Raw genomic sequence first — 24,493 nt, forward strand, 5'->3', positions numbered from 1 at the left:
GGATCTTTTGGTCTTTTTTGGGAATACTAAATCTGGAAGTTTCACAGATTTAGCAACATGGTGAGTATCTTTATCAATATTCCCGGATATCGAATTAGCGAAGAACTCTACAATGGTTCTAGAACTCTGGTTTATCGAGGGTATCGAGAGACTGACTCAATACCAGTAGTAATTAAACTGCTAAAAAATCCTTATCCTAGTTTCAGCGAACTAGTGCAGTTTCGTAATCAGTACACCATTGCCAAAAATCTTAACTCACCTCTAATCATCCAAACTTACAGCCTGGAACCCTACGAAAATGGCTATGCGTTGGTGATGGAAGACTTTGGGGGGATTTCTCTCAAGGATTGGGGAGTGAGGGGAAGGCTAGAATCTTTGATGGAGTTTTTACAGATAGCGATCGCACTGTGCAATACCTTAGATATACTCTACCGCGATCGGATTATTCATAAAGATATCAAACCCGCCAATATCCTGATTAATCCCAAAACCAAACAAGTTAAATTAATTGACTTTAGTATTGCATCTCTGCTACCACGGGAAACTCAAACTCTGATGAATCCCAATGTGTTGGAAGGAACACTTAGTTATATTTCTCCAGAACAAACGGGAAGAATGAATCGGGGGATTGATTATCGTACTGACTTGTATTCTTTAGGTGTCACTTTTTACGAATTACTCGCAGGAGAATTACCGTTTAAATCAAACGATCCGATGGAGTTGGTACATTGTCATTTAGCAAAACTTCCACCTCTTTTAGGAGATAGGGAAGAGATTCCCAAAGTTCTCTGTGATATCGTGATGAAATTGATGGAAAAAAATGCTGAAGACCGTTATCAGAGTGCATTAGGACTAAAATTTGATTTAGAAAATTGTTTATTTCAACTCCAAGAAACTGGTGAAATTAAGCGTTTCCCAATTGCTCAACGGGATGTGTGCGATCGCTTTATTATTCCCGACAAACTTTATGGAAGAGAAACCGAAGTATCAACCCTACTCGAAGCATTTGAAAGAGTTAGTCTTGGTGCAACAGAAATGATGTTGGTAGCTGGTTTTTCTGGTATTGGTAAAACTGTTGTAGTTAACGAAGTTCATAAACCAATCGTCAAACAACGTGGTTATTTTATCAAAGGGAAATATGACCAATTTAAACGAAATATTCCCTTTTCGGCATTTGTCCAAGCCTTCCGGGATTTAATGGGGCAATTATTAACAGAAAGCGATACTCAAATCCAGCAATTTAAAACCAAGATTTTAGCGGCTGTAGGTGATAACGGACAAGTAATTATTGAAGTTATCCCCGAATTAGAAAGAATTATTGGCAAACAACCGCCACCGCCAGAATTATCAGGAACGGCGGCACAAAATAGATTTAATTTACTATTCCAGAAATTTACCCAAGTCTTTACTAGTGATGCACATCCATTAGTGATGTTTTTAGATGATTTGCAATGGGCTGATTCGGCATCACTGATGTTAATGCAGTTATTAATGGCTGATACAAAATATCTTTTCTTAATTGGTGCTTATCGTGATAACGAAGTCAACCCAGCACATCCGTTAATTTTGACTTTGAATGATATCCAAAAAACAGACGCAACGATTAATACGATTACTTTAGCACCTCTTAGTCAAGGGCAAGTGAATAAATTAGTTGCTGATACACTTAAATGTACAGAAAATTTGGCATTACCTCTTTCTCTACTAGTATCTCAGAAAACTCAGGGTAATCCGTTTTTCGCTATCCAGTTTCTCAAAGCATTACATCAAGATGGCTTAATTGAATTTAATTTTTACTCAGGGTTTTGGCAATGTGATATTACTCAAATAAATCAGCAAGCTGTTACAGATGATGTTGTTAAGTTCATGGTATTTCAATTACAAAGACTGCATCAATCAACTCAACAGGTGTTGCAACTAGCGGCTTGCATTGGCAATAAATTTGATTTAGCCACTTTGGCAATTGTTTCGGAAGAATCAGAAATTGAAACGGCTGCTAGTTTATGGAAAGCTTTACAAGAAGGGTTGATTTTAGCAATTAGTGATGTTTATAAGTTTTATCAAGATTCATCATTAATTGATGGTCATTTATTATTAGAAAATAGCAAGCCAAGGACAGTTTCTTATAGATTTTTACATGACAGAGTGCAACAAGCGGCTTATTCTCTAATTCCTGATAACCAAAAACAAGCAACTCATCTCAAAATTGGCCAATTACTTCTAGAAAATTCCTCTCAAATAGAACAAGAGGAAAAACTGTTTGATATTGTTGGGCATTTGAATTTAGGACAAGAATTAATCACTCAATCAAACGAGCGAGAAGCCTTAGCTCAACTTAACTTGCTAGCAGGAAGTAAGGCAAAAAGTTCTACTGCATACACTGCGGCCAGAGTCTATTTACAGACTGGGATTGAGCTACTGACAGTCAACTGCTGGCAAGATCAATATAAATTGACCCTGAGTCTCTACATTGCCGCCACCGAAGCCGCCTATTTGAATGCTGACTTTGATGGCATGGAACAGATAGCAGCACAAGTGTTGCAATCAGCCCAGACGATTTTAGACAAAGTTAAAATTTACGAAATTCAAATTGCTGCCCAGACAGCCCAGAGCAAAATATTAGAAGCGATCGCAATCGGAAGAGATGCACTCTTTCAATTGGGGGTTGAACTCCCCACTGCACCTGACGAAGCCAAAATTGGTAAAGCACTACAAACCGTAGCCAGTCTTCAAGGTGACAGAGAGATTGAGGAATTAGTCGATCTACCTGTAATGAGCGAGCGCCATACTCAGGCAGCCATGCAACTGTTAGGAATATTATTCTCACCGATTCTACAGGCAATGCCAGGATTACTGCCCATACTGAGCGCAACAATGGTGAGTTTATCAATCCAGTTTGGGAATGCACCAGGATCAACGGTGGGGTATGCGATTCACAGTATGGTGTTGTGTGCCTTTTTGGGAGAAGTGAAAACAGGCTATAGCTTTGGGCGATTAGCCATGAACTTGCTCGATCGATTTAATGTCGGGGAATTTAAGTGTAAAGTTCTACTTCTGTTTGCGGCTTGGGTTCAACATCATCAGGAACCTCTTAGGGCAACGATGCTGACGATGAAAGATGGCTATGCAACTGGTATAGAAACTGGTGATTTTCTCAACGCTGGCTATAACTCCCTCAATTACTTCATTGCCAAACTTTTTGGTGGGGTAGAACTGGACATTTGGGAACCGGAAATAGCAGATTACAGGGCTGTCTTAGTGCAGGTAAAACAACATTCTGCCCAGACTTATTTAGATATGATGCAGCAGACTGTGCAGAACTTGAGGGAAGCCCGTATTCTGTCGGATTGCTTAATTGGCACTGCCTACGATGAAACAGTGATGCTTCCTAAGCACCATCAGGATAAGGATCTCACAGCGATCGCTATTGCTTATACTTACAAACTGATGCTTGCCTACTTTTTTGGTAACTACACGGCTGCCCTAAACTATAGCGCCCAAGCCAAACAGTATTTGATGGCAGTATCAGGGATGATTTTTGTTCCCATTTTTCATTTCTATGCAGCCCTGACGCATTTGGCACTATTTCCCACACAGTCAGAAGTTGAACAAGCCGAAATTCTCGCCCAGGTAGAACTCCATCAAACCACTTTGCGCCAATCAGCACAAAATGCTCCCACGAATCATCTGCATAAATGGCATTTAGTTGAAGCTGAAAAACAACGAGTGTTGGGCAATAAAGCAGAAGCACTTGAACATTACGATCGCGCCATCTCCATCGCCCAAAAAAACGAATACGTTAACGAAGAAGCACTTAGCAATGAACTAGCAACCAAATTCTACCTTGATTGGGGTAAAGAAAAACTTGCCCAAGGATATATGCACCAAGCATACTACTGCTACGCTCGTTGGGGCGCAAAAGCCAAAATAGAAAACCTCGAAAAACGCTATCCCCAACTACTCCAATCCATTCTGCGACACCAACGAATCAACCTCAACCCTTTAGAAACTGTTAACTTTCGTGGGATTTCCTCATCTACTCGCACTTCTAGCACTGACAGCAGCAGTATTTCCGATGTTCTGGATTTTACCTCTGTCCTCAAAGCCGCTCAAGCTATTTCCAGTTCTCTGGAATTAGATCAACTAATTACCAGCCTCACCCGCATTATCCTCGAAAACTCCGGCGCGAAAAAAGTTGCGCTCATTCTTCCCCAAAATGATACTTGGCAAGTTAGGGCAATTACCTCGATCAATCATCAGGAAATACAAACCATTTTTGCACCACAATCACTAGATACTTGTCAAGATATTCCTGTAAATATGATCAATTATGTCAAAAATACCAAGCAAACAGTCGTTATAGACAATTGCCAAACAGATATTATTGGCTTAGTTGGGGAATATATGCACCGAACCCAACCCCAGAGTGTATTGTGTACCCCAATTATTAATCAAGGGCGTTTGCTAGGGATTCTTTACTTAGAAAATCAACTGACTCAAGGGGTATTTACTAGCGATCGCCTTTCTGTTGTCAACTTCCTCTGCACTCAAGCGGCAATTTCTTTAGAAAATGCCCAATTATATAATCATCTCCACGAGCGAGAAAAGTTTCTCAGTAGCATTTACGAAGGTATTGGCTGTCTGATTTTTGTGTTTGATATCCGGGATAATGGTAAGTTTGAGTACACAGGATGGAGTAAATCTTGCGAACTTGCAGTTGGTATACCTGCTTCCCAAGTGCTAGGTAAAACTCCGCAAGAATTATATGGTCATCAAGGTACAGGAGTATATCAAAATTATCTGCGTTGTTTACAAACCCAAATACCTCTCACCTATGAAGAATGTCTCACATTTAATGACCAGAAAGCTTGGTGGTTAACTACACTAAGTCCATTAAAAGATGAGACGGGCAAAGTTTATCGCATAGTTGGGACAACTATTAATATTAGCGATCGCAAACAAGCTGAGTCAGTGATCACAGAAAAATCTCAAGCACTCGGAACAGCCTTAGAAGATTTACAACAAGCCCAATTACAAATTGTTCAGAGTGAGAAAATGTCTGCGCTGGGTAATTTGGTTGCTGGGGTAGCCCATGAAATGAATAATCCTCTGGGCTTTATTTCTGCAAGTCTCAAACAGGCTAAACCCACTATTGCTGATGTTGTTAAACACTTGAAACTTTATCAAGAAAGTTTACCTAATGCGGGTGATGAGATTCTTGATCATGCTGAGGAAATCGACTTAGATTATACCTTAGAAGATTTACCCAAAGCAATTGATGCAATGGTGATGGCGTGCGATCGCCTGAAAAACATCAGCACTAGTTTAAGAACCTTCTCCCGTGCAGATAAAGATTACAAAGTGCCATTTAATATCCACGAAGGTATTGACAGTACAATTCTGATTCTCAAACATCGCCTCAAAGCTAACGAACAACGCCCTGCGATTGAAGTAATAACTGAGTATGGCAAGTTACCGCAAGTTGAATGTTTTCCTGGACAATTAAATCAGGTCTTTATGAACATTCTTGCCAATGCCATTGATGCCTTAGATGAGTCGAATTCTGGGCGGAGCTTTTTAGATATTCAAAAAAATCCTCACAAGATTACAATTCAAACCTCATTGAAAGATAATCAGGTTCAAATAACGATTGCTGATAATGCTAAGGGAATGAGTGAAGAAGTTAAGCAAAAGATATTTGACCATTTATTCACCACGAAATCTGTAGGAAAAGGGACGGGGTTGGGGTTGGCGATCGCTCGTCAAATTGTCGTGGAAAAACACGGAGGTTTGATACACTGCAACTCCTGCTTGGGACAAGGCACAGAGTTTGTGATTACAATTCCAGTGCGGCAATGAAGAGTGCTGAGTGCTGAGTGCTGAGTAAATTAAGAAGTACTCAGTAGTTATATTGTTGGGTTTGAGTAAGGCCCCTTGTGGGTGGTCTTTCTTTTAACTCAGCACGAGCTAAACGCCCCGCTACCGCTATAGGAATCCGCTTTGATTTCTGAACGAATTTGCGTAGGCAGGCAATAGGCAATAGGTAACAGTCAAGAAGGCTTCTTAGTTGTACTGAGTTTTTTCAGAAATCAAATATGAGTCCTATATCAGCACTCAGTATTGTAAATAGGAGGTGATCATGTGTACTGAAGCATTCAATCATGAAATATCGCTTTTACGTCAGCAAAACGCTCAATTGCTGCAACAGCTAGAAGCATTGCAAGACCTTTATTCAACTACATTGTTAGCCCAACAGCATCAAATTTGGGAATTAGTTACTCAGGAAGTCCCCCTATCAACAGGATCACAAAAGTTACAACTGATAGAATTACAGTCAAAATTGGAGGATTATTCTACCTTTGTGCGATCGCCAGAGAAAATTCGCGAATGGCATCGCCAAGGTAAGGCAACTGCCTTGGCTGAGAGTGAAGCTAAGTATCGCCAGCTAGTCGAAAATATCAGCGACCTGATTTTTTCTATGTCACTGCAAGGCACTTTTACTTATGTCTCACCACAGTATAAAAATGTTTTAGGCTGGGAATCTTCAGAACTACTTGGTCAACCCTTTGCCCCCTTGGTTCATCCTGATGATTTACCCTTGGTTCAAAGAAGCATCCAAGAAATGATGGAAATCAATAGGCAGCGGATCGTAGTAGAATTTCGCCACCTGCAAAAGGATGAAAGTTGGTGCTGGATGAGGGCAGTGGCTTCGCTAATTTTCGACTCAAACGGTCAAATCACTGGTTTTCATGGTGCTCTCAGCGATATCAGCAGTAGCAAACAAGCCGAAGAATTAATCAAAGCCTCGCAAGCAGAATTACTCGCCTTGTTCAACGCTATGCAGGATGTGATTCTTGTCTTAGATGCTGAAGGACGATACCTAAAAATTGCTCCTAGTAGTGCGCCCTTACTCTACCAACCTCCTACGGAACTGGTGGGCAAAAAAATTCATGACGTTTTCCCCCCTGATTTTGCCGACTATTTTCTTAACTCTATTCAACAAGCACTATTAACTAAAAAAACTGTGAAGCTAGAATATAGCTTGCCAATAGGTGACCAAGAGGTTTGGTTTGAGGCGAGTCTTGCCACAATGAGCGAAAACACCGTTGTTTGTGTAGCCAGGGATATTAGCGAGCGCAAACACATGGAAGACCAACTGCGACAACAAACAGAAAATTTAGCACAAACTCTTCAAGAACTCAAACAAACTCAAGCACAAATTATTCAGGCAGAAAAAATGTCCAGCCTGGGGCAACTTGTTGCTGGAGTTGCCCACGAAATCAACAACCCCGTTAATTTTATTCACGGTAATCTCAGCCATCTTGAGGAATATACTCAAGACCTACTGCGAATAATTCGCCATCAGCAGCAACAGTCTGGTAATGAGTCGGAATTTCAGGCTTTGTGTCAGGAAATTGACCTAGATTACATCGAGGAAGACGCACCGAGAATATTAAGTTCGATGAAAGTTGGCACTCAACGCATCCGTCAAATTGTGCTGTCGCTACGAACCTTCTCACGTATGGATGAAGCCGAGTTTAAGCCAGTGGACATTCACGAAAGTATCGACAGTACCCTAATGGTATTGCAACATCGCCTCCAAGAAAAAACAAAACTTCCAGCCATTCAAGTCATCAAAAACTACGGCACATTACCTTTAGTGGAATGCTATGGCGGACAACTAAATCAGGTGTTCATGAATATTTTGGGGAATGCCATTGATGCTTTAGAAGAAGGTAGGAGGCAGGATAGCGTAGCGGTAGCGAGTCTGCGAGCGTCGGCAGAAGGAGATTCAACCCCAGATGAGCGGGAGACTATTGAAAATGGACAATTGAGAATGCACAATTTAGCATCTGGATTGTCAACTCCGATGATCACCATTCGGACTTCAGCGATAGATTCAGGCTGGGTAAAAATTGCGATCGCTGATAATGGAATAGGTATGTCAGAACAGATTCAAAAACAAGTTTTTAATCCGTTTTTCACCACCAAGCCTGTGGGTAAGGGAACAGGTATGGGAATGTCTATCAGTTATCAAATTGTTACAGAAACACATGCTGGCAAACTGGAGTGTCAGTCAACACCAGCAGAAGGAACAGAGTTTATCATTACAATTCCGATTCAGCATTAAAATAATTCGTAATTCGTAATTCGTAATTCGTAATGACACTCTCTACGTTCGCGTAGGGTGTCGTTCGCGGTAGCGTTGCGTAGCAAAGACAGACGCTAAAAGCGTAGCTTGCTTAAGAGGATGTTTGAAAAGTCATGATTGATGTATAAATTTTTTTTGGCTACAATTGCGAATTGCGAATTGCGAATTGGTTTCATGGAGCCAGTGACTTGATTGTTGGGGTCAATCTAAAATCTAAAATCTAAAATCTAAAATTGTTTGACTATTGACTAATAGCTAAACAATCAGTTTCAGCCCACCAGGTATAAATAGGTGTGTCGCGGTCAGGTAAAGCACCAAAAGTATTAGGTTGCAACACATTTATCCTAACGCCATTGGTTAATTCCACAACATAATTAACATGTGTGCCCAAATACATAACATTGACCAGTCTTCCTTCAAAGCAGTTAGCTGGCAAATTGGGTGGATAAAGTGAAAGTTGTATTTTTTCTGGGCGCACACTTACCACCACAGCTTGTGATAATTCAGATGGTGTATCTTCAGCGCGGCTAATGATAATTGAGAGTCCTGTTTTCGTTGAAATTTGCACATTCGAGGAGTCTACGCTGACGATTTCACCACTGAATAAATTAGTATCACCAATAAAATCAGCAACGAAGGATGTCTGGGGACGTTCGTAAATTTGGCTGGGAGTGCCAACTTGTTCAATTTTGCCTTGATTCATCACGGCAATGCGATCGCTCAAAGACAATGCTTCTTCCTGGTCGTGTGTCACCATCACAAAGGTTAATCCCAATTCTTTGTGTAAATTTGATAACTCAACCTGCATTTCCTTACGCAGTTTTAAATCTAACGCCCCTAAAGGTTCATCCAGTAATACGACGGTGGGACGGTTGACTAGGGCCCTAGCTAAAGCGACCCGCTGCTGTTGACCACCAGAAAGCTGATTGGGAAAACGCGATCGCAAACTTTCCATTTTTACGAGTTTTAAAGCTTCTTGAACTCTAGCTTCAATTTCCGATTTGCGTAATTTTTTTAGCCGCAGTCCAAAGGCGATGTTATCCCAGACATTTAGATGGTTAAATAAAGCGTAACTTTGAAATACAGTATTGACGGGTCGGCGGTAAGGCGGCACATTAGTCATAGACTGACCCTGAATTAACACCTTGCCAGCGTCAGCGATTTCAAACCCAGCAATTAAGCGCAGTGTTGTTGTTTTACCACAACCGGAGGGGCCTAAAATACTAAAAAATTCTCCTTGTCTAACATCCAAGTCGATTCCATGTACTGCTGGTTCTTGGTTAAAAAACTTGAAGACATTACGCAGTTCAACATCAAGTGGCTGAAAACTTGTTATCCCCCTCTGATTCTGCATGACAATTTGAGCCATAATCCTCAGTAGAATGCCGTGATTTTATGAGATTTTGTCAATTAATGTAGTCTTTTGGGCAGACTAGATTTGACACTTTGGTTTATTGTATCCGCCAAAAACAATTGTTCAAGAATATACTCACCCGATTCTTTTATGCTCAGTGCCGCACATCGGCCAAAGGTAAAATTAGTCACTTCTATTGTACTTGGGTGTTCTTTGATTAAGCTAATAAGTATTAAAATTGCATATTAGCAATTGCTAAAAGGCTGGCTAAGATTGTGTTTATTCATTTTGAATTTTGAATTATTTATGTCTTTATTCCCATCAATTGGTAGCAAAAAAGATACACGTACTGTTGGACGTGGTTTACAGCCGATATTTTTAATTATATTTACTCTACTGATGATCACTGGGATCAGTGTTCGTTTGGCATATTTGCAAATTACTGAAGGAGCAAGCCACCGAAAACGAGCCGAGTCCAATCGAATTCGGATGATCCCCAAACAACCAGAACGAGGCAATATCTTTGACCGCAATGGCAAACTTTTAGCCAGTACTCGCTATCCTCGCTCTGTATATTTGTGGCCGATGGCACATACCAAGCCAGCATGGTCGGTTGTGGGATCACGTCTATCTGAAATTCTCGATGTTCCTCAAGAAGAGATGGAAAAGAAATTAGAAGAGGCCGGTGCTAACTCTTCTTCACTGATTCGGGTCGCTCGTGACTTGAACGAAGCGCAAATCACAGCATTGAAGGAGTATCAAGCCGAACTCCAAGACGTAGAAATTTCTACAGAAGCGGTTCGCTACTATCCCCACGGCAAACAATTAGCACATGTATTAGGCTATACGCGAGAACTTACCGCCGAGCAGTTAAAACAAAAGAAGCAGGAAGGCTACAGATTGGGTGATGTGATTGGTCAAATGGGAGCCGAAAAAGCTTATGAAAAAAGTCTGCGGGGTGAATGGGGTGGTCAGCAGGTAGAAGTGGATGGTGCAGGTCGGCCGCTCCGGGTTTTGGGGGAGAAACAGGCAAAATCTGGTAACGATTTGCACCTAACTATAGATTTAGATATGCAAAAGACAGCAGAAAAAGCTTTGGGCGATCGCGACGGTGCGATCGTGGCCCTTGACCCCAAGAACGGTGCGGTTTTAGCAATGGTATCTCATCCCACCTTTGACCCAAATATTTTCTCCAAGCAGAAACTCACCCAAAAAGATTGGGAATTTGTCCAAGGTGCTGATCATCCTTTGGTGAATCGCGCCCTCAGCGCCTTTCCCCCCGCTAGCACCTTCAAAATTGTCACCACCACAGCCGGGTTAGAATCAGGTAAATTTTCTCCTAACACAGTCCTGCAAACCTACGGTTCCTTAACTTTTGGCGGTACCCGATTTGGTGAATGGAATCACGCCGGATTCGGGCCATTGGGTTTTGTCGGAGCATTACAGTGGAGTAGTGATACCTTCTTCTATCAAATTGGTCGGGGAGTTGGCGGCCCAACTTTAATTGAATGGACTCGCAAGTATGGATTTGGTAAAACAACTGGCTTTGAGTTTGCCAACGAAGAAGCAGAAGGTTTAGTACCAGATGAGAAATGGAAGCAGAAAGCTTGGAAGATACCTTGGACTGTAGGCGACAGCATTAATATGTCAATTGGTCAAGGTGCTTTACTAACTACACCTCTGCAAGTCGCCATCATGTTTGCCGTACCTGCTAATGGTGGCTACCGAGTCCAGCCGCATTTGCTTAAAGACAACGAAGAAGCAAAAAGCTGGCGAGAATCTTTAAATATGAAGCCTACAACCATAAGTGTTCTCCGTCAGGGACTACGGAAAGTAGTATCCGAAGGTACGGGTAAAGTTTTGCAGCAGCCAACAATTCCCCCAGTCGCGGGTAAAAGTGGTACCGCCGAAGCCTGGAAGGGTCGTGTTAAGCAAAATCATGCTTGGTTTGGAGCCTATGCACCGGCTGAACAGCCCGAAATTCTGATTGTGGCATTTGCTGAACATTCCGGCGGTGGAGGTGGTAGCATTGCTGCGCCCATGATTTTACAAATTATGGAGGAATATTTTCAGCGCAAGTATCCGGGGAAGTATCAGAAACCAGTGCCTGAGAATATAGTAAACAGCCGTCGGAGTTGATTAACTTATCCCCTGGTTTGAAGCCGGGGGATTTCGAGTCATTGGTCATTAGTCATTGGTCATTGGTCATTAACGCAAAAACTATGTCCCGNNTAGATATCCCCAAAAATATTCACTCTACTTCAGTAGACTTTAGCTATGAGCCAGAGAATGAATTCTCTGGCGGGTTATGAAGACCGCAGCAAAGTTATTTCTAGCTTAAGTTGACACCAATGATATCTGTGCGCCTCTACTTCAACAATCAAAAACTTTCAATAATTAACTCTTATGGTTAAAAAACCAAATTTTAATCTTTTCATAACCAAAAATTAACCAAAATTTATCCGGTATCAGCTCTAGACTTTTTGAAGTAGACATTGTACAAAAAAGCTAGACCGTACAGGATGCAAATTACATGAGTCGAAAAGTCAGCAAAGTGTTTAAACAGTCTGGCGTAATTCCTTATAGAGTGAACAATGGCAAAATTGAAATCTTGCTAATTACGACCCGTAACTTTCAACACTGGGTTATTCCAAAAGGAGATATTCCTAATGGCATGAGTCCCCCTGCTTCAGCAGCCAAAGAGGCGTGGGAAGAAGCTGGTGTGATTGGGCAAGTAAACGCCAATGAACTGGGCACTTATAAGTACCGCAAACGAGGCAAAATTTACCGAGTCAAGATGTATTTGTTACCAGTCGAGATGCTGAGTGAAGATTATCCAGAAGCAAGTAAAAGAAAACGGCAGTGGGTAGAAGTGAATAAAGCTATCAGGCGGGTTAAGTTTAATTCACTCAAACGAATCCTGAAAGGTTTTTTCCAGGTCAAATCATACTTTTGTGCATTTCAACAATAATTACTAATAACGCTGGCAGACTCGCTACCGCTGCGCTAACGTAATTCGTAATTAAAGTAATAGCATAGGAAGCAAACTACACACATCATCTCGTAGATAGCCTCATAAGTAATTATGAATTGCTAATATTATCTGTTGCTTGAATCAAAGCACTACGAATTCCTGGTTCACTCATCGAATGTCCGGCATCAGGAACCACAATAAATTCGGCTTCTGGCCAAGCGCGATGTAATTCCCAAGCTGATATCATTGGGCAGACTACATCATAACGTCCCTGAACAATTACAGCCGGAATATGGCGGATACGGTCTATATTTAAGATTAATTGATCTTCGGTTTCTAAAAATCCCTTATTCATAAAGTAATGGCATTCAATGCGGGCGAAAGCTGAAGCAAATTCACTCTCGCCAAATTTTTGCATAAGTTCTGGGTCTAAGAAAAGTCTACTTGTACTACCTTCCCAAATTGACCAAGCACGCGCTGCTGTTAATTGAATTTCTAAGTCTGGACTGGTCAACTGCTTGTAATATGCTGCGATCAGATCATCACGTTCATCTATGGGAATCGGTTTGAGATATTCTTCCCAAGCATCAGGAAAAATATAGCTAGCACCCTCTTGGTAGAACCATCGCAACTCTTTTTGCCTCAGCATGAAGATCCCACGGAGAATTAGCCCCGTGCATCGAGAGGGATGGGTTTGACTGTAGGCTAATGATAAAGTACTACCCCAACTTCCACCGAAGACCGCCCACTTTTCTATACCTAAATGTTGGCGCAGTTTTTCGATATCACTGACTAAATCCCAAGTGGTGTTTTCTCGTAATTCAGCATGGGGCGTACTTTGACCGCAACCGCGCTGGTCAAACATCACTATCCGCCATTTTTCTGGGTGGAAATATTGCCGATAAAAAGCTGGACATCCACCACCAGGGCCGCCATGCAGCACAACGATGGGTTGACCTTGGGGGTTACCTGACTCTTCAAAATGAATGGTATGAAGGTCAGAAACCTGTAAACTACCTTCTAAGTAAGGCTCGATCGCTGGGTAAAGTTCTCGCATTTTCGATATTTTATCAGAAGAATTCAGAATTCAGAATTCAGGAGTCAGAATTCAGTATGAATTTTGTACGAGTGGGTGATAGCGTCGGCGGCAAGCGAGTATTTTCGAGTCGCGTCTGAATATTGGCTAAAAGCTCGTCCCTGCTGGGCGTACTCGCCTTAAAACTCTATCCCTTTATGGGTAGAGTTTTCTGAATTCTGAATTCTGACTCCTTCTTTATCAGTAATGTTGTCATAGCGATCGCTAGCTTTGTGAAACAACTTCAGTAATTCATGTCAGTACGATTGAATACTATTTATATAAAAGCTACCGTACTCCTCCTATCAAGGAATTTTAACAGATGTGTCCAGTCGGTGTTCGTACTAGTCACTCAACTCATGCCTTAGAAATCGGCTTGGCAAAGCTTTGGCTCATATTGGTGGGAGTTAACCAATATCAGGATGAGCAAATACCCTGCTTGCGTTACTCAGCATTAGATTGCCAAGGTTTAGGAGAAGCATTAAATGCTGCAACTCAAGGATTTCCGCAAAGGGATGTGAAGATTCACAACGATTTTGCTCATCAGCAGCCCTTATTAGAAGATGTCCGTACCAGTCTCAAACAAGTAGCATCTGCCACTAAATCTATTGACACCGTTCTGTTTTATTTTTCTGGACATGGGATGCTAGAGCCATCGAGTCAGCAGGTGGTATTGTGTCTCAAAGATACTCAAAAAGACAACTTAATAGAAACTGGTTTGAAGTTGCAAGAGTTATTGCAATTATTGGAAAATTGTGCCGCCCAGCAGCAACTTGTGTGGCTGGATGCTTGTCATAGCGGTAGCATGACCTTATTGGGTGCTAGGGGAGAAACACCAATAGATCCGCAACTCAACCCCACACAAGAATTAGTGGAAGTTCTGCGACAACGCGCTGCTAAGAGAAAAGGATTTTATGCCTTACTATCTTGCGATCAAGGGCAACAATCTTGGGAATTTCCGCAATTAAAACATGGAGTATTCACCTATTACTTAATTCGGGGACTGCGGGGAGAAGCGGCTGATTCCCAAGGCATTATCGAAGCGGATGGACTTTATCGTTATGTTTATCACCAAACTCTCGCATATATAGATAAAGCTAATCAGCAACTACGGGTGATTAATCAGCTAAAAAAAGGTCGCGGCGAAAACCAAATTCATCCAGAATATCCATCTCAAACGCCGAAGCGAATTGTCGAAGGAATCGGAGAAGTGATTTTAGGACTCAAACCAGACAAAACAGTGTCCCCACGATATCCACGACAGGCGTTAGTTATAGAGGGACTTCCTAAGAGCAAGAGTGCTTTGGCTTTGGGTAAAATACTCAGTACATATGGTGGCTTTGAGGTAAATTATTGGACTATTAGCGAAAAAAACCCTGCTTCGGATGTCCGCAAAGCGATTCAAAAATGTTTGTTAGCTGAATCTTTTTCCGAATCACCCACTAGCAGCAATTCTATAGAAGAAACCGCAACTGTATTTTTATACTTGCGAGGGCAGATTCAAGAAACTGAACAAGGAGAAGCAGTATTAGTACTTTCTGATAATGTTGTACTGAATCGTTCCTGGTTGAGAAAACAGTTGCGCCGATGTCGATCGCAACAAATTATCATCCTGGATTGCCCTGTGGGAATGCACACATGTGCATCTCTACGCGATTGGGTGGAAGAATTGCAATTGGGACTCGACTCTGAACAATGTTTAATTGCTGCTGCTGCTCCACCTCCAGAGGGTGAAAGATTTGCTTCTTCCTTGGTAGATACCCTCAATGTTGCTATTCAAGCATCTGGACTCACCGCAGCAGCTTGGATTACACAATTACAAGTAGAATTATCACGCACCGATATCGAATTATATTTCTGGTTATTTGGTTCTCAAGGTGTGATTGAAGTCTTACCAGGAAAAACTTTGTTTTCGGGCGATCGCTCTGAACAAAAAACTGAAGATATAGATGATTTGAGTTCATCTGTGGGGATAGATTACACTCAATTGCGGGATTTACTTAAAGCTGGGAGATGGTTAGAGGCGGATCAGGAAACTACAACTCTCATATTGAGGATAGCTGGTAGAGAAGAAAAACGCTATCTTGATTTAGAAAGTGTAGAAAACTTTCCCTGCATCGACTTATGTACTATTGATACTCTCTGGGTTAAGTATAGTCATGGACGCTTCGGTTTCAGCGTCCAGAAGCGGATTTGGGAGAGTATTCGAGATGTTTCTGCCAGCGATCCTGTACTAGCTTTGATAATTGGTAATGGTAATGTTGCTGCTTCCCAAACTTGTATTGATTTTGCCAATCGCGCTGGGTGGCGTTTAAAAGATTCCTGGATTGATTATAGTAACTTAATTGTGGAAGAAGATGCTCCCAATGGGCAGTTACCATACTTTGGTTTTTTTGAGCAGGTTTGGCGGTTAAAGCTATTAGGTGTTTGGGAATGGCATAGTGCGATCGCCACAGCTTCTTGGTGGCGATTATGTGTTGCTTTATTCTCTCGCATTGAGACTTGTCAAATTAAATAAGCTTGGGGATGGGGCATTGGGCATTGGGCATTGGGCATGGGGCATTGGGCATTGGGCATGGGGCATTGAGCATGGGGCATTGGGCATTGGGAATAGGAGATGAGTCTTTAATAATCGCCGACAAGTCTTTGATACTCGTGAATGAGTCTTTAATACTCGCCGACAAGTCTTTGAACTCCACTCCTCTGCCCCCATGCCCCATGCCCAATGCCCCATGCCCCAATCCCCAGTTATCACCCTCAAAACTCGGAACTTCGAGGCGAGAACCTGGAATGTTGCGTGAGAGTCTATAACTTGTGTGTACACACGATCCGCTTGCAATAAAAAGTAACGTGGATATATTTTCTACACACAAAGATACTACTTTCAAAAAGTTTGCTACAAGTAGTGTTATTTATGATTGTCATAATTAAAACAATTGACTCTCAACTATCAATGGTGAACTCTACCCTCGTTGTCACACTCTATGTCAACCCTATGACGGGGAATGATACCAATACAGGTTCACGGTTGAGTCCGTTTAAAAGCCTCAGCCGTGCCTTAAAAGTAACCAAAATCCCGACGATAATTCATCTGGAATCGGGGACTTACAGCGCCGTTAGTGGTGAGGTGTTCCCACTGATTATCCCTGAAGGGGCGAAAGTGGTGGGTAACGAAGCGAACAAAGGTGCAGGGATTTTAATTTCTGGGAGTGGCGAGTATCAAAGTCCCAGCTTTGGTATACAAAATATTACGCTGCTCTTGGTAGATAATGCCAGTCTTTTAGGTGTTACTGTTACCAATCCTTCACTCAAAGGTACTGGTATCTGGATTGAATCGGCTGCACCTACTTTAGCTAACAATACTTTGAGCAGCTGTGGGCGGGAAGGTGTGTTTACCACTGGCACTGCCAAACCCGCAATTTTAGATAACATATTTGTGCAAAATACTGCTAGTGGGTTAGTGATGGCAGGTCATAGCCAGGGAGAAGTACTGGGGAATGTATTTCAAAGAAACCGTTTAGGCATAGCAATTAGTGACTTTGCCGCTCCGGCGATCGCAAATAATAAATTATCAGAAAATCGCACGGCGATCGCACTTTCTCGCAATGCCCAACCTGTGCTGCGTCAAAATCTCATTGCCAAAAATACCCAAGGTGGTCTATTAGTCAATGGCCATGCAGTCCCCGATTTAGGTAATACCCAAGATCCCGCTGATAATATTTTTCGTGATAATAGTGAATTTGATTTAAAAAATGCTACTACCCAAAAGCTTATTTCCGTAGGTAATCAATTAAATCCTTCTCTAGTCAAGGGCTTAGTCGAATTGCTCCCAAGCAATAAAGTAGCGGTTAGCACTAGTTCCTCTAACGCCCCAACAGAATCCCCATCTGAAAAACTCCCCGCCTTTCCCCAACTAGATGGACATTGGGCAGAACCATTTATTCAGGCATTAGTGAGGATGGATTTAACTCATGCTTTTGCTGATGGTAGCTACCAGCCAGATAAACCTATGACTCGCGCCCAATATGCAGTTCTAGTAGCGATCGCTTTTAACCCATTTCCCAAAATCCCGGCCCCTGATTTTACCGACGTACCCAAGGATTTTTGGGCTTATAGCGCGATCCAAATCGCAGCTAGCGGTGGCTTTGTTGGCGGATTTAGCGATCGCACTTTCCGCCCCAATCAAAATGTGCAGCGGCTACAAGTGATTGTCTCCCTGGTAAACGGACTAGGACTACCAGCTGTTGATAGCGATGTTTTAGAACTATATAGCGATCGTCATACCATTTCCGAATACGCCCGCAAAGCCGTTGCGACTGCTACACAACAAAAAATCATCGTTAATTACCCAGATCCCCAGCTACTTGCACCTTCACGTCCGGCAACACGTGCCGAAGTCGCAGCAATGGTTTATCAGGCATTAGTAGCCATTGGACGAGCGCCTGCGATTAAATCAGTCTATGTAGGGTTGCATTCTAGAAGTTGACAAGTAGAATAGGAAACACTGCTTATCGGCTTGTAACTATTGGAAAAAAACCATGTAGTTAAAAGCACGTTAGGCTAATATGCGATGGGTGACCAATCTTAGACCTATTGCCTAAAGCTAATAGCCCCATGTTAACAACACTTCCAGACACCTCTGCCAACTTGGCGATCGCCTTATTAATTAACTATAGTTTCGATCTCAGTGGGTATACTGCCAATGAGCTAGTTGAGCGTTGGCAAACGCAATACCCGCTGAATTGGCTACACCTGGCAGTGATTGAGGCACTCTATCAAGGTCGTTATAAAGCGGTTTCCGTGCAGCAAATCTTAGTATTTTGGCAGCGTCGGGATCAGGCTACATATCATTTCAACATGGAATTTGAACGGATGATTTGTAGCAAGTTTCCCCAAAGCTTAACCTCGTCACCTGTACCAGCCTTACCGCTAGCCAAGAAAAACCCCACTGTCGAGAGAATGACGAGTCCTCAATTACCACCAGCGAAGATTGGCAATGGCTATCAATACAGCAATACTGCAACCCTACAACTCAAAAGTTCTGAACCAAAGACATCTTTGAGTGAGGAAGAACAGAAGCAGGAAGATAGAGATCATAAAACTGTCTTGAAGTCTCCGCTTTCTGGGAAATTTGCCTCTTCGGCAACCCTTGAGCGATTATCTGCTGTCAGCCAAAGGCAAACTTCACAAGAAAGTCCACCGCCTTCCCCATCACCAAGCCATCATCAACGACAGCCAAAACTGCTGCCACCTGCTGCTATTCATGCTCCTATCGGGCAATTTACTCCAGAAAAAAGCGATCGCTCTGACTCTTTTACATCTAAACTCAAAGCGATGTCTGCCGAACAGAATGGAAGTGTGAGGAGTGGGGAGTAGGGAGAAGATGAGCAGGGGGAGCAGGGGAAGTAGGGGAAGTAGGGAAGCAAGAGTAGGATAACTAATGCCCAATGCCCAATGCCCAATGCCCAATGCCCAATGCCTTTTAGGTTTTTAGGCTGTAATTAACTCCTTAAAGCGCTCATCATCGGCAATATCATCAAAATCTAGGTCAGTTGTTGCGTCTTCTTTATACCTGGGATTAAGTTCAATTGCTTGTTGGAGAGATAGCAGAGATAGTTCAACTTGTCTTTGCAGTGCGTAACAGGCTGCTTTGTTGTAATGGGCACTGGCGTAATCTGAATTAATTTCTAAGGCTTTGTTAAAACTAGCGATCGCTTCATCATCGCGTCCCAATCTCACCAAAGTATAACCGCGTTTATCCCAGATTTTGGGAGAATTGGGTTGGAATTCTAAAGCTTTATCCAAAGATGCTATTGCCTCTTCATATTGTTCTAATGCTACTAGGGAAAGGCCGCGATTTAACCAAGCGACTGCATCATCAGGCTTGATTTGTGTAGCTTTGTCAAATGAAGCAAAGGCTTGCTGATGCTGTTGTAAGTTCCCAAAAGCAACGCCGCGATCGCACCAAGCTTGATGATAATCTGGCTGAATCTGAATCGCTCTATCATAGGAAGCGATCGCATCTTTGTAGCGTTTCAACCTTCCCAGAGTTAGACCTCGTTTTAACCAAGCCAGAGGTTCATCAGCTTGGATTTTAACCGCTTGGTTGTAAGCTGCGATCGCATCTTCATAGCGCCTCTTAGAAAACAGCGCATCTCCCTCTTTTACATACTCATCAGCAGTTAATTCGGTTTGTTGTGGCTGTTCCTGTATCTCTTCCTCAACTTCAGAATTAACTACTTCCGTGGTAGATTCAGGTGTAATTTCAGTTAATTCTTGAAGGATGAGATCCTTTCTTTCTTGAGCATCCAATTGTAACTCAGAGAGTTGAGAGACAAACTCAGTTTCTAATCTTTCTAACTTCTCCAAAATGAGAATCTTTTGTTGTTGAGCATTCCATTGTAATTCTGAGAATTGCGAACTAAACTCAGAACCAGATTTCTCTAAATTCTCAATAATTAGCTCTTTGCGTTTTTGAGCATCTACTTGTAATTCCGATAGCTGTTCAGCAAATTCTGACTGCAATGCTGCTAAACTCTCAACAACTTTATTTTTTTGCTCCTGAGCATCTACCTGTAATTCAGATAATTGAAACTTCAATTCTCTATCTAAACTTTCAAATGTGATATCTTTTTGTTTTTGAGCCTCTACCTGTAATTTTGATAGTTGTTCTGCAAATTCAGATTGCAATTTTGTTAAACTTTCAATAGCTATATCCTTTTGCTTTTGAGCATCAGACTGCCATCCAGAAAGTTGAGATGTGAATTCAGACCTTGATACTTCTAAATCAGCAACCGCTAATTCTTGCTTCTGTTGCACGCCTAACTTTAAATTAGACAATTCCGCTGCCATCACAGATGCTAATTTTCCTAAATTCTCCAGTGCAATATCTCTTTGTTGTTGAGCATCAAACTCTAACTTAGATAGCGTCGAAGCAAATTTTGACTCTAAAATTTCTATATTTTCTTGAGATTTTTTGAGTTCAGTTTCTAATCTACTTAATACCTGTGCTTTAGCTAAAGCTAGCTCAGAAGTAAGGATAGATACATTTTCTTCTTGTTCATTTTTAATTTTTTGTTGTAAAGCGACCGTTTCCTGTTCTAATTCATAATTTATTTTTTTAGCTTCTTGAATAACATTTTCAGCCTCTTGCTTAACAGTAATTAGCTGATTTTGCAAATTTTCCATTCCCTGCATTTGTTGCATTGCTCTATCAACAATTTCACGGATTACCGCCCTTCGCAGAAGCCAAAATAAAGCAATGATTGCGACTGGAAATAGACTTAATATAACTAGCCAGATATTAATTAGAATAGTGGTACGGCTAAAAGCCCTCTTTAAATCAGATTGAACTTGCTTTTCGGCTCGTAGTCGCGTCAATTCTTCCCGTTCCTGATTCGATAAGACTGGAGTGGGAGTTAGTGCTGGGGAAGGTGATGGTGCAGATTGTCCACTGGCAATAGTAGCATTTAGCACTAAAGGGAAAAAAACAATAGTGCTTTTTACAATTAAAGCGAAAATAGCTTGATTTTTGCTCTTCATAACAACCATCTCAGTCTCTTGGTCAGTTTTTGAAGCGGCGTGCCTCTCTCCAATCTATAACAAAATTCAGTAGTTAATAACTCAATACGGTTCGGATAAGCATTTTGAACTCAGAATTACCTTTGGGAAAAGGTTACTGGGTTTGGGTTTAAGGTTTTTTATTCCCCCTTCCCCTTTAAGCAAACCGTATTGCCTAATAACTATAAAGGGTAGGCATATTGCCTACCCTACAAATAAATTCATTTACAACACAATCATGATTGAGGATTTTATCGTTTGCGCTTCAGGACTGAACTAACCCCAAAAGTACCAAATGCCAATAAACCTAATATAGAAGCGGGTTCTGGAACACTTTGGCTAGATGCGGTGTATTTGATATCGCCAATACCGATACCGTGGCTATCTGGATTTCTAGTACCGATATCATCGCCATCGGTAAAGACCAACTCAAAACGATCAATGGCACTAGCAAACTTCACTAACACAGTACCGAAATCTCCGTTAGTAGCATCTGAATCAAATCCTATACCATCAAGAGTGTAAGCATCGACTTGCTGGATAGTATTTTTTTGACTTAAAACTGGATTAAAAATGGCGTTAACAACTTGATCTCCCAAAAATCCCTTCAAAATCACCCTATCTTGCCAAGTTTTGCTATTGCTAATATCGACATCAAACAGCTTGAAGCTAACATCTGTGAGAGGACTACTAAAATCTTTGAAGCTAGTTGTCATAGTCATCGAGTTAGCCCCCTTTGTCAGACCAACTGCTGAAGGGTTAATTTGTAGATGCAAACTTTTGTCGTTTGCACCCTGACTACCATTGAGAGTGCTACCAATAGCGGGAGTCAACCCACTACCACCAAAACTAGCGAACGTAGTCTGTGAACCAAGGTCAAATTTCAGGTCAACTGTTCCTGTACCAGCTTGAAAGCTGCGAACTTCACCTGATTTTGGTGCTGTCCATCCAGTGGCGAGTTGATCCCAGTCTATCAAGGTTTCAGTGTTCCCTATATTAGATGCCTTTGCTGTTGTTGGCATCAAGATAGATCCTGTTAAGGCTACAACACATCCTAATTTCAACAAAAAACTTTTTGTCAACATATCTTTGAATCTTTAGTGTGATAGTCACTTTGTTAATACAAGTTCATCGTGTCACACCTTTTATCTAAGTGGATAGCCTTTTATGGTATCTTATTTTTAACAGTGTATATACTTAAATTATGCTTCTATTGATAGAGTAAAAATTTTTTTGGGGCTAAAACTGCCTTAGTGAAACCCTTTCAGGCTTATGGGATTTGGTTTAAGTTAGATAAACTTGAGACTTTGGTAGTAAAAAGTACAAAGAAATGTAAAGAATATATAACCCAATACAGTTCATATCAGCCCAAAAGCCTCATGTCGAGACGCGATTTATCGTGTCTTCAAAGACCAATTATTTACACCAATAACCCTTAAACCAAGCGTGTTGACACAAGTAATCAGACAGAATTAATTACACAAGTTTTTTTCTGTAACCTTTAACCTGTAACCTGTTCCCTAGTTCCACCAATGAATTTAATTGTGTCCGACTACTTGTAAGTACTGGTTGAGTGCAGATGATTTTTACCTTACTCAGGAATTCAGCACTTTTCATACTAGGGTAGGCATCTTGCCATCCTTCAACTAACATCAGATTATGTAGGAAAAGCAGATTACTTTACCTAAAATTTATTTAACAAAGGCGGTAGGAAATGAGTCGCATAAATCCCTATACACTGCAAATGCAGATTACCAGAATGTTTGAGCAGGGACAATCCTTATTTGCCACAACTAAGGTGCAGGATTGGTTAAAAGAACGCAAACACAATCCGCTAGATTATGAGATTATTTTTCATCAAAAACCTGCGCCCCCTGGTTCAAAAGAAGTCATGGTAGTGGAGATTGAATTACGTCGTAAAGATGGACAACCTGTAGATCCTTGGTTGCAAGAACAAGCAAATCTCCATGCCTGATTTTAGCAAATAGCAATTTTCAATTTAAATTCAGATTATCTGAATAGAATTCAGGAGTCAGGAGTCAGAATTCAGAATGTTTTCTGTATGACTGGCGGATAGCGCAGCGTATACCCTTCGGGATGCTTCGCTTAGAGCGAGTAATCGAGCGTCTGAATAATCGGCGTTTTTGTACCCCCACCAAATTAAAAATTTGGTGGTGCAACAATTCCTACGCCGGTCTGAATCCCCGACTGATAGCGTACTCTGTAAGAGTTGCAAGCTACGCTTTTAGCATCTCGTAGAGAAGCGTTAGCGAGTCCGCGATAGCGGAGCGGTAGCGAGTATTTTCGAGTCGCGTCTTTATTCTGACTCCTGAATTCTGACTTCTGAATTCTTCTTCAACTGAATAGAATTTACCAAAATAGAGCATTCCCAATTGCGGAATGCTCTTTATTATCATTGTATTAATGATAAATACCTTTTAAAATCATCAATCTGAAAAAACTCAACTTTGAAAAAAGTATATAGGCAAATTTTACTTCTAGCTCTGTGCTTTTGCTCTTTCTGTAGTAGCTTGCGATAAGTCGTTATATGTGTAAGGTTATCAAAATCACCCGATCAGGTGATTCTAATGGGTGAGGTATAAGAAACAAAAAACATCGTATCTTGAGGCTATAAATGGTTGCTTGGCAGACCAATTTATAGTCTCAAAAATCAGGAAGTAGATAATGACTGTAAACCAAATTATTGGAGATTCACAAAAACAGATTTATGCCAACTTTGGTAAGCGCTTTTTTGCCTGGATGATGGCTCAAAGTAGCAGCACCTATGATAAAATTGTAAGTGAGCGCAAACGTTCTCTTTTTGCCAATCTTCAAGGTAAAGTTTTAGAAATAGGCCCAGGAACAGGCCCTAACCTTCCCTACTATCCTAAAGATATCCACTGGATAGGAATTGAGCCAAATCCACACATGCATTCTTATCTGCAAAAACAAGCAGAAAAGCTGGGTTTAAACATCGACCTTCGCATTGGTAATGCTGAATGGCTAGATGCTGAAGATAACACTATAGATACTGTTGTTAGTACCTTAGTTTTGTGTTCAGTGCCGAATATAGATTATACATTACAGGCAATTTTAAGAGTATTAAAACCAGGTGGACGCTTCTTATTTATTGAACACGTCGCCGCACCTCAAGGAAGTTTATTGCGACAACTACAAAGCACAATTCGTCCGATTTGGAAAGTGATAGGTGATGGTTGTCATCCAGATAGAGAAACTTGGATAGCCTTAGAAAAGGCTGGTTTTACTAGTGTGAATTATGAGCGATTTGACGCAAAATTGCCGATTATTAGTCCTCATATTATCGGCATAGCAACGAAGTAAAAGAACTTTTTGGGGTTACTGAGTTAAATTGAATTA

At 41.4% G+C, this 24,493-nt stretch carries 14 protein-coding genes; 9 read left to right on the plus strand and 5 right to left on the minus strand.

Features of this window, described 5'->3' with window-relative positions; genetic code table 11:
- Nucleotides 1-57 precede the first annotated feature (57 nt).
- Both A4S05_RS11380 and A4S05_RS38845 read left to right on the plus strand, forming a co-directional pair.
- Nucleotides 58-5,859 carry an AAA family ATPase gene (locus A4S05_RS11380; protein WP_069069941.1) on the plus strand — a complete coding sequence of 1,934 codons (5,802 nt, stop codon included), beginning with the start codon at nucleotides 58-60 and terminating at the stop codon, nucleotides 5,857-5,859.
- Between the two features lie 280 nt (nucleotides 5,860-6,139).
- A complete protein-coding gene (locus tag A4S05_RS38845) occupies nucleotides 6,140-8,131 on the plus strand; it encodes a PAS domain-containing sensor histidine kinase (RefSeq protein WP_084227082.1) in 1,992 nt (663 codons plus the stop codon).
- 262 nt (nucleotides 8,132-8,393) lie between these two features.
- On the opposite strand, the gene A4S05_RS11390 is transcribed toward A4S05_RS38845, so the two are convergent.
- Nucleotides 8,394-9,521, minus strand: a complete 1,128-nt coding sequence (locus A4S05_RS11390; RefSeq protein ID WP_069069942.1) for an ABC transporter ATP-binding protein — start codon at nucleotides 9,519-9,521, stop codon at nucleotides 8,394-8,396.
- A gap of 291 nt (nucleotides 9,522-9,812) precedes the next feature.
- Here A4S05_RS11390 and mrdA point away from each other — a divergent pair, with 291 nt between their 5' ends.
- Entirely contained in the window at nucleotides 9,813-11,645 is a 1,833-nt protein-coding gene (gene mrdA / locus A4S05_RS11395) for a penicillin-binding protein 2 (protein WP_069069943.1), read from the plus strand.
- A 394-nt stretch (nucleotides 11,646-12,039) separates the two neighbouring features.
- Nucleotides 12,040-12,477, plus strand: coding sequence for an NUDIX hydrolase (locus tag A4S05_RS11400; protein WP_069069944.1), 438 nt, complete (start codon nucleotides 12,040-12,042; stop codon nucleotides 12,475-12,477).
- 112 nt (nucleotides 12,478-12,589) lie between these two features.
- On the opposite strand, the gene pip is transcribed toward A4S05_RS11400, so the two are convergent.
- Nucleotides 12,590-13,537 carry a prolyl aminopeptidase gene (gene pip / locus A4S05_RS11405; protein WP_069069945.1) on the minus strand — a complete coding sequence of 316 codons (948 nt, stop codon included), beginning with the start codon at nucleotides 13,535-13,537 and terminating at the stop codon, nucleotides 12,590-12,592.
- A gap of 340 nt (nucleotides 13,538-13,877) precedes the next feature.
- Between pip and A4S05_RS11410 the strand changes: the two genes are divergently transcribed.
- A complete protein-coding gene (locus tag A4S05_RS11410; protein ID WP_069069946.1) occupies nucleotides 13,878-16,073 on the plus strand; it encodes a GUN4 domain-containing protein in 2,196 nt (731 codons plus the stop codon).
- On the opposite strand, the gene A4S05_RS41515 is transcribed toward A4S05_RS11410, so the two are convergent.
- On the minus strand, nucleotides 16,066-16,443 hold the full coding sequence (locus tag A4S05_RS41515) for a hypothetical protein (RefSeq protein ID WP_176726979.1): 378 nt from the start codon (nucleotides 16,441-16,443) through the stop codon (nucleotides 16,066-16,068). The genes A4S05_RS11410 and A4S05_RS41515 overlap by 8 nt on opposite strands.
- Before the next feature lie 65 nt (nucleotides 16,444-16,508).
- On the opposite strand from A4S05_RS41515, the gene A4S05_RS11415 reads away from it, so the two are divergent.
- Nucleotides 16,509-18,041 (plus strand): DUF1565 domain-containing protein, encoded by a 1,533-nt coding sequence (locus A4S05_RS11415; protein ID WP_069069969.1) that lies wholly within the window; start codon nucleotides 16,509-16,511, stop codon nucleotides 18,039-18,041.
- A 128-nt stretch (nucleotides 18,042-18,169) separates the two neighbouring features.
- Complete coding sequence (locus A4S05_RS11420; RefSeq protein WP_069069947.1) at nucleotides 18,170-18,931, plus strand: hypothetical protein; 762 nt, start codon at nucleotides 18,170-18,172, stop codon at nucleotides 18,929-18,931.
- A gap of 114 nt (nucleotides 18,932-19,045) precedes the next feature.
- On the opposite strand, the gene A4S05_RS11425 is transcribed toward A4S05_RS11420, so the two are convergent.
- Nucleotides 19,046-21,097 carry a tetratricopeptide repeat protein gene (locus A4S05_RS11425; RefSeq protein ID WP_069069948.1) on the minus strand — a complete coding sequence of 684 codons (2,052 nt, stop codon included), beginning with the start codon at nucleotides 21,095-21,097 and terminating at the stop codon, nucleotides 19,046-19,048.
- A 269-nt stretch (nucleotides 21,098-21,366) separates the two neighbouring features.
- Entirely contained in the window at nucleotides 21,367-22,200 is an 834-nt protein-coding gene (locus A4S05_RS43220; protein WP_069069949.1) for a PEP-CTERM sorting domain-containing protein, read from the minus strand.
- 629 nt (nucleotides 22,201-22,829) lie between these two features.
- Here A4S05_RS43220 and A4S05_RS11435 point away from each other — a divergent pair.
- Together A4S05_RS11435 and A4S05_RS11440 are read left to right on the plus strand one after the other, a co-directional pair.
- On the plus strand, nucleotides 22,830-23,090 hold the full coding sequence (locus tag A4S05_RS11435; protein ID WP_069069950.1) for a hypothetical protein: 261 nt from the start codon (nucleotides 22,830-22,832) through the stop codon (nucleotides 23,088-23,090).
- Nucleotides 23,091-23,800: 710 nt separating this feature from the next.
- Nucleotides 23,801-24,457, plus strand: a complete 657-nt coding sequence (locus A4S05_RS11440; RefSeq protein ID WP_069069951.1) for a class I SAM-dependent methyltransferase — start codon at nucleotides 23,801-23,803, stop codon at nucleotides 24,455-24,457.
- Nucleotides 24,458-24,493: the final 36 nt, after the last annotated feature.

The organism is Nostoc sp. KVJ20 (assembly GCF_001712795.1).
Taxonomy (GTDB): Bacteria; Cyanobacteriota; Cyanobacteriia; order Cyanobacteriales; family Nostocaceae; genus Nostoc.

Bases quoted from the DNA above. Each gene is read 5' to 3' on its own strand.
- A4S05_RS11380 (WP_069069941.1), top strand. From the start codon at position 58: ATGGTGAGTATCTTTATCAATATTCCCGGATATCGAATTAGCGAAGAA.
- A4S05_RS38845 (WP_084227082.1), top strand. From the start codon at position 6,140: ATGTGTACTGAAGCATTCAATCATGAAATATCGCTTTTACGTCAGCAA.
- A4S05_RS11390 (WP_069069942.1), bottom strand. From the start codon at position 9,521: ATGGCTCAAATTGTCATGCAGAATCAGAGGGGGATAACAAGTTTTCAG.
- mrdA (WP_069069943.1), top strand. From the start codon at position 9,813: ATGTCTTTATTCCCATCAATTGGTAGCAAAAAAGATACACGTACTGTT.
- A4S05_RS11400 (WP_069069944.1), top strand. From the start codon at position 12,040: ATGAGTCGAAAAGTCAGCAAAGTGTTTAAACAGTCTGGCGTAATTCCT.
- pip (WP_069069945.1), bottom strand. From the start codon at position 13,537: ATGCGAGAACTTTACCCAGCGATCGAGCCTTACTTAGAAGGTAGTTTA.
- A4S05_RS11410 (WP_069069946.1), top strand. From the start codon at position 13,878: ATGTGTCCAGTCGGTGTTCGTACTAGTCACTCAACTCATGCCTTAGAA.
- A4S05_RS11415 (WP_069069969.1), top strand. From the start codon at position 16,509: ATGGTGAACTCTACCCTCGTTGTCACACTCTATGTCAACCCTATGACG.
- A4S05_RS11420 (WP_069069947.1), top strand. From the start codon at position 18,170: ATGTTAACAACACTTCCAGACACCTCTGCCAACTTGGCGATCGCCTTA.
- A4S05_RS11425 (WP_069069948.1), bottom strand. From the start codon at position 21,097: ATGAAGAGCAAAAATCAAGCTATTTTCGCTTTAATTGTAAAAAGCACT.
- A4S05_RS43220 (WP_069069949.1), bottom strand. From the start codon at position 22,200: ATGTTGACAAAAAGTTTTTTGTTGAAATTAGGATGTGTTGTAGCCTTA.
- A4S05_RS11435 (WP_069069950.1), top strand. From the start codon at position 22,830: ATGAGTCGCATAAATCCCTATACACTGCAAATGCAGATTACCAGAATG.
- A4S05_RS11440 (WP_069069951.1), top strand. From the start codon at position 23,801: ATGACTGTAAACCAAATTATTGGAGATTCACAAAAACAGATTTATGCC.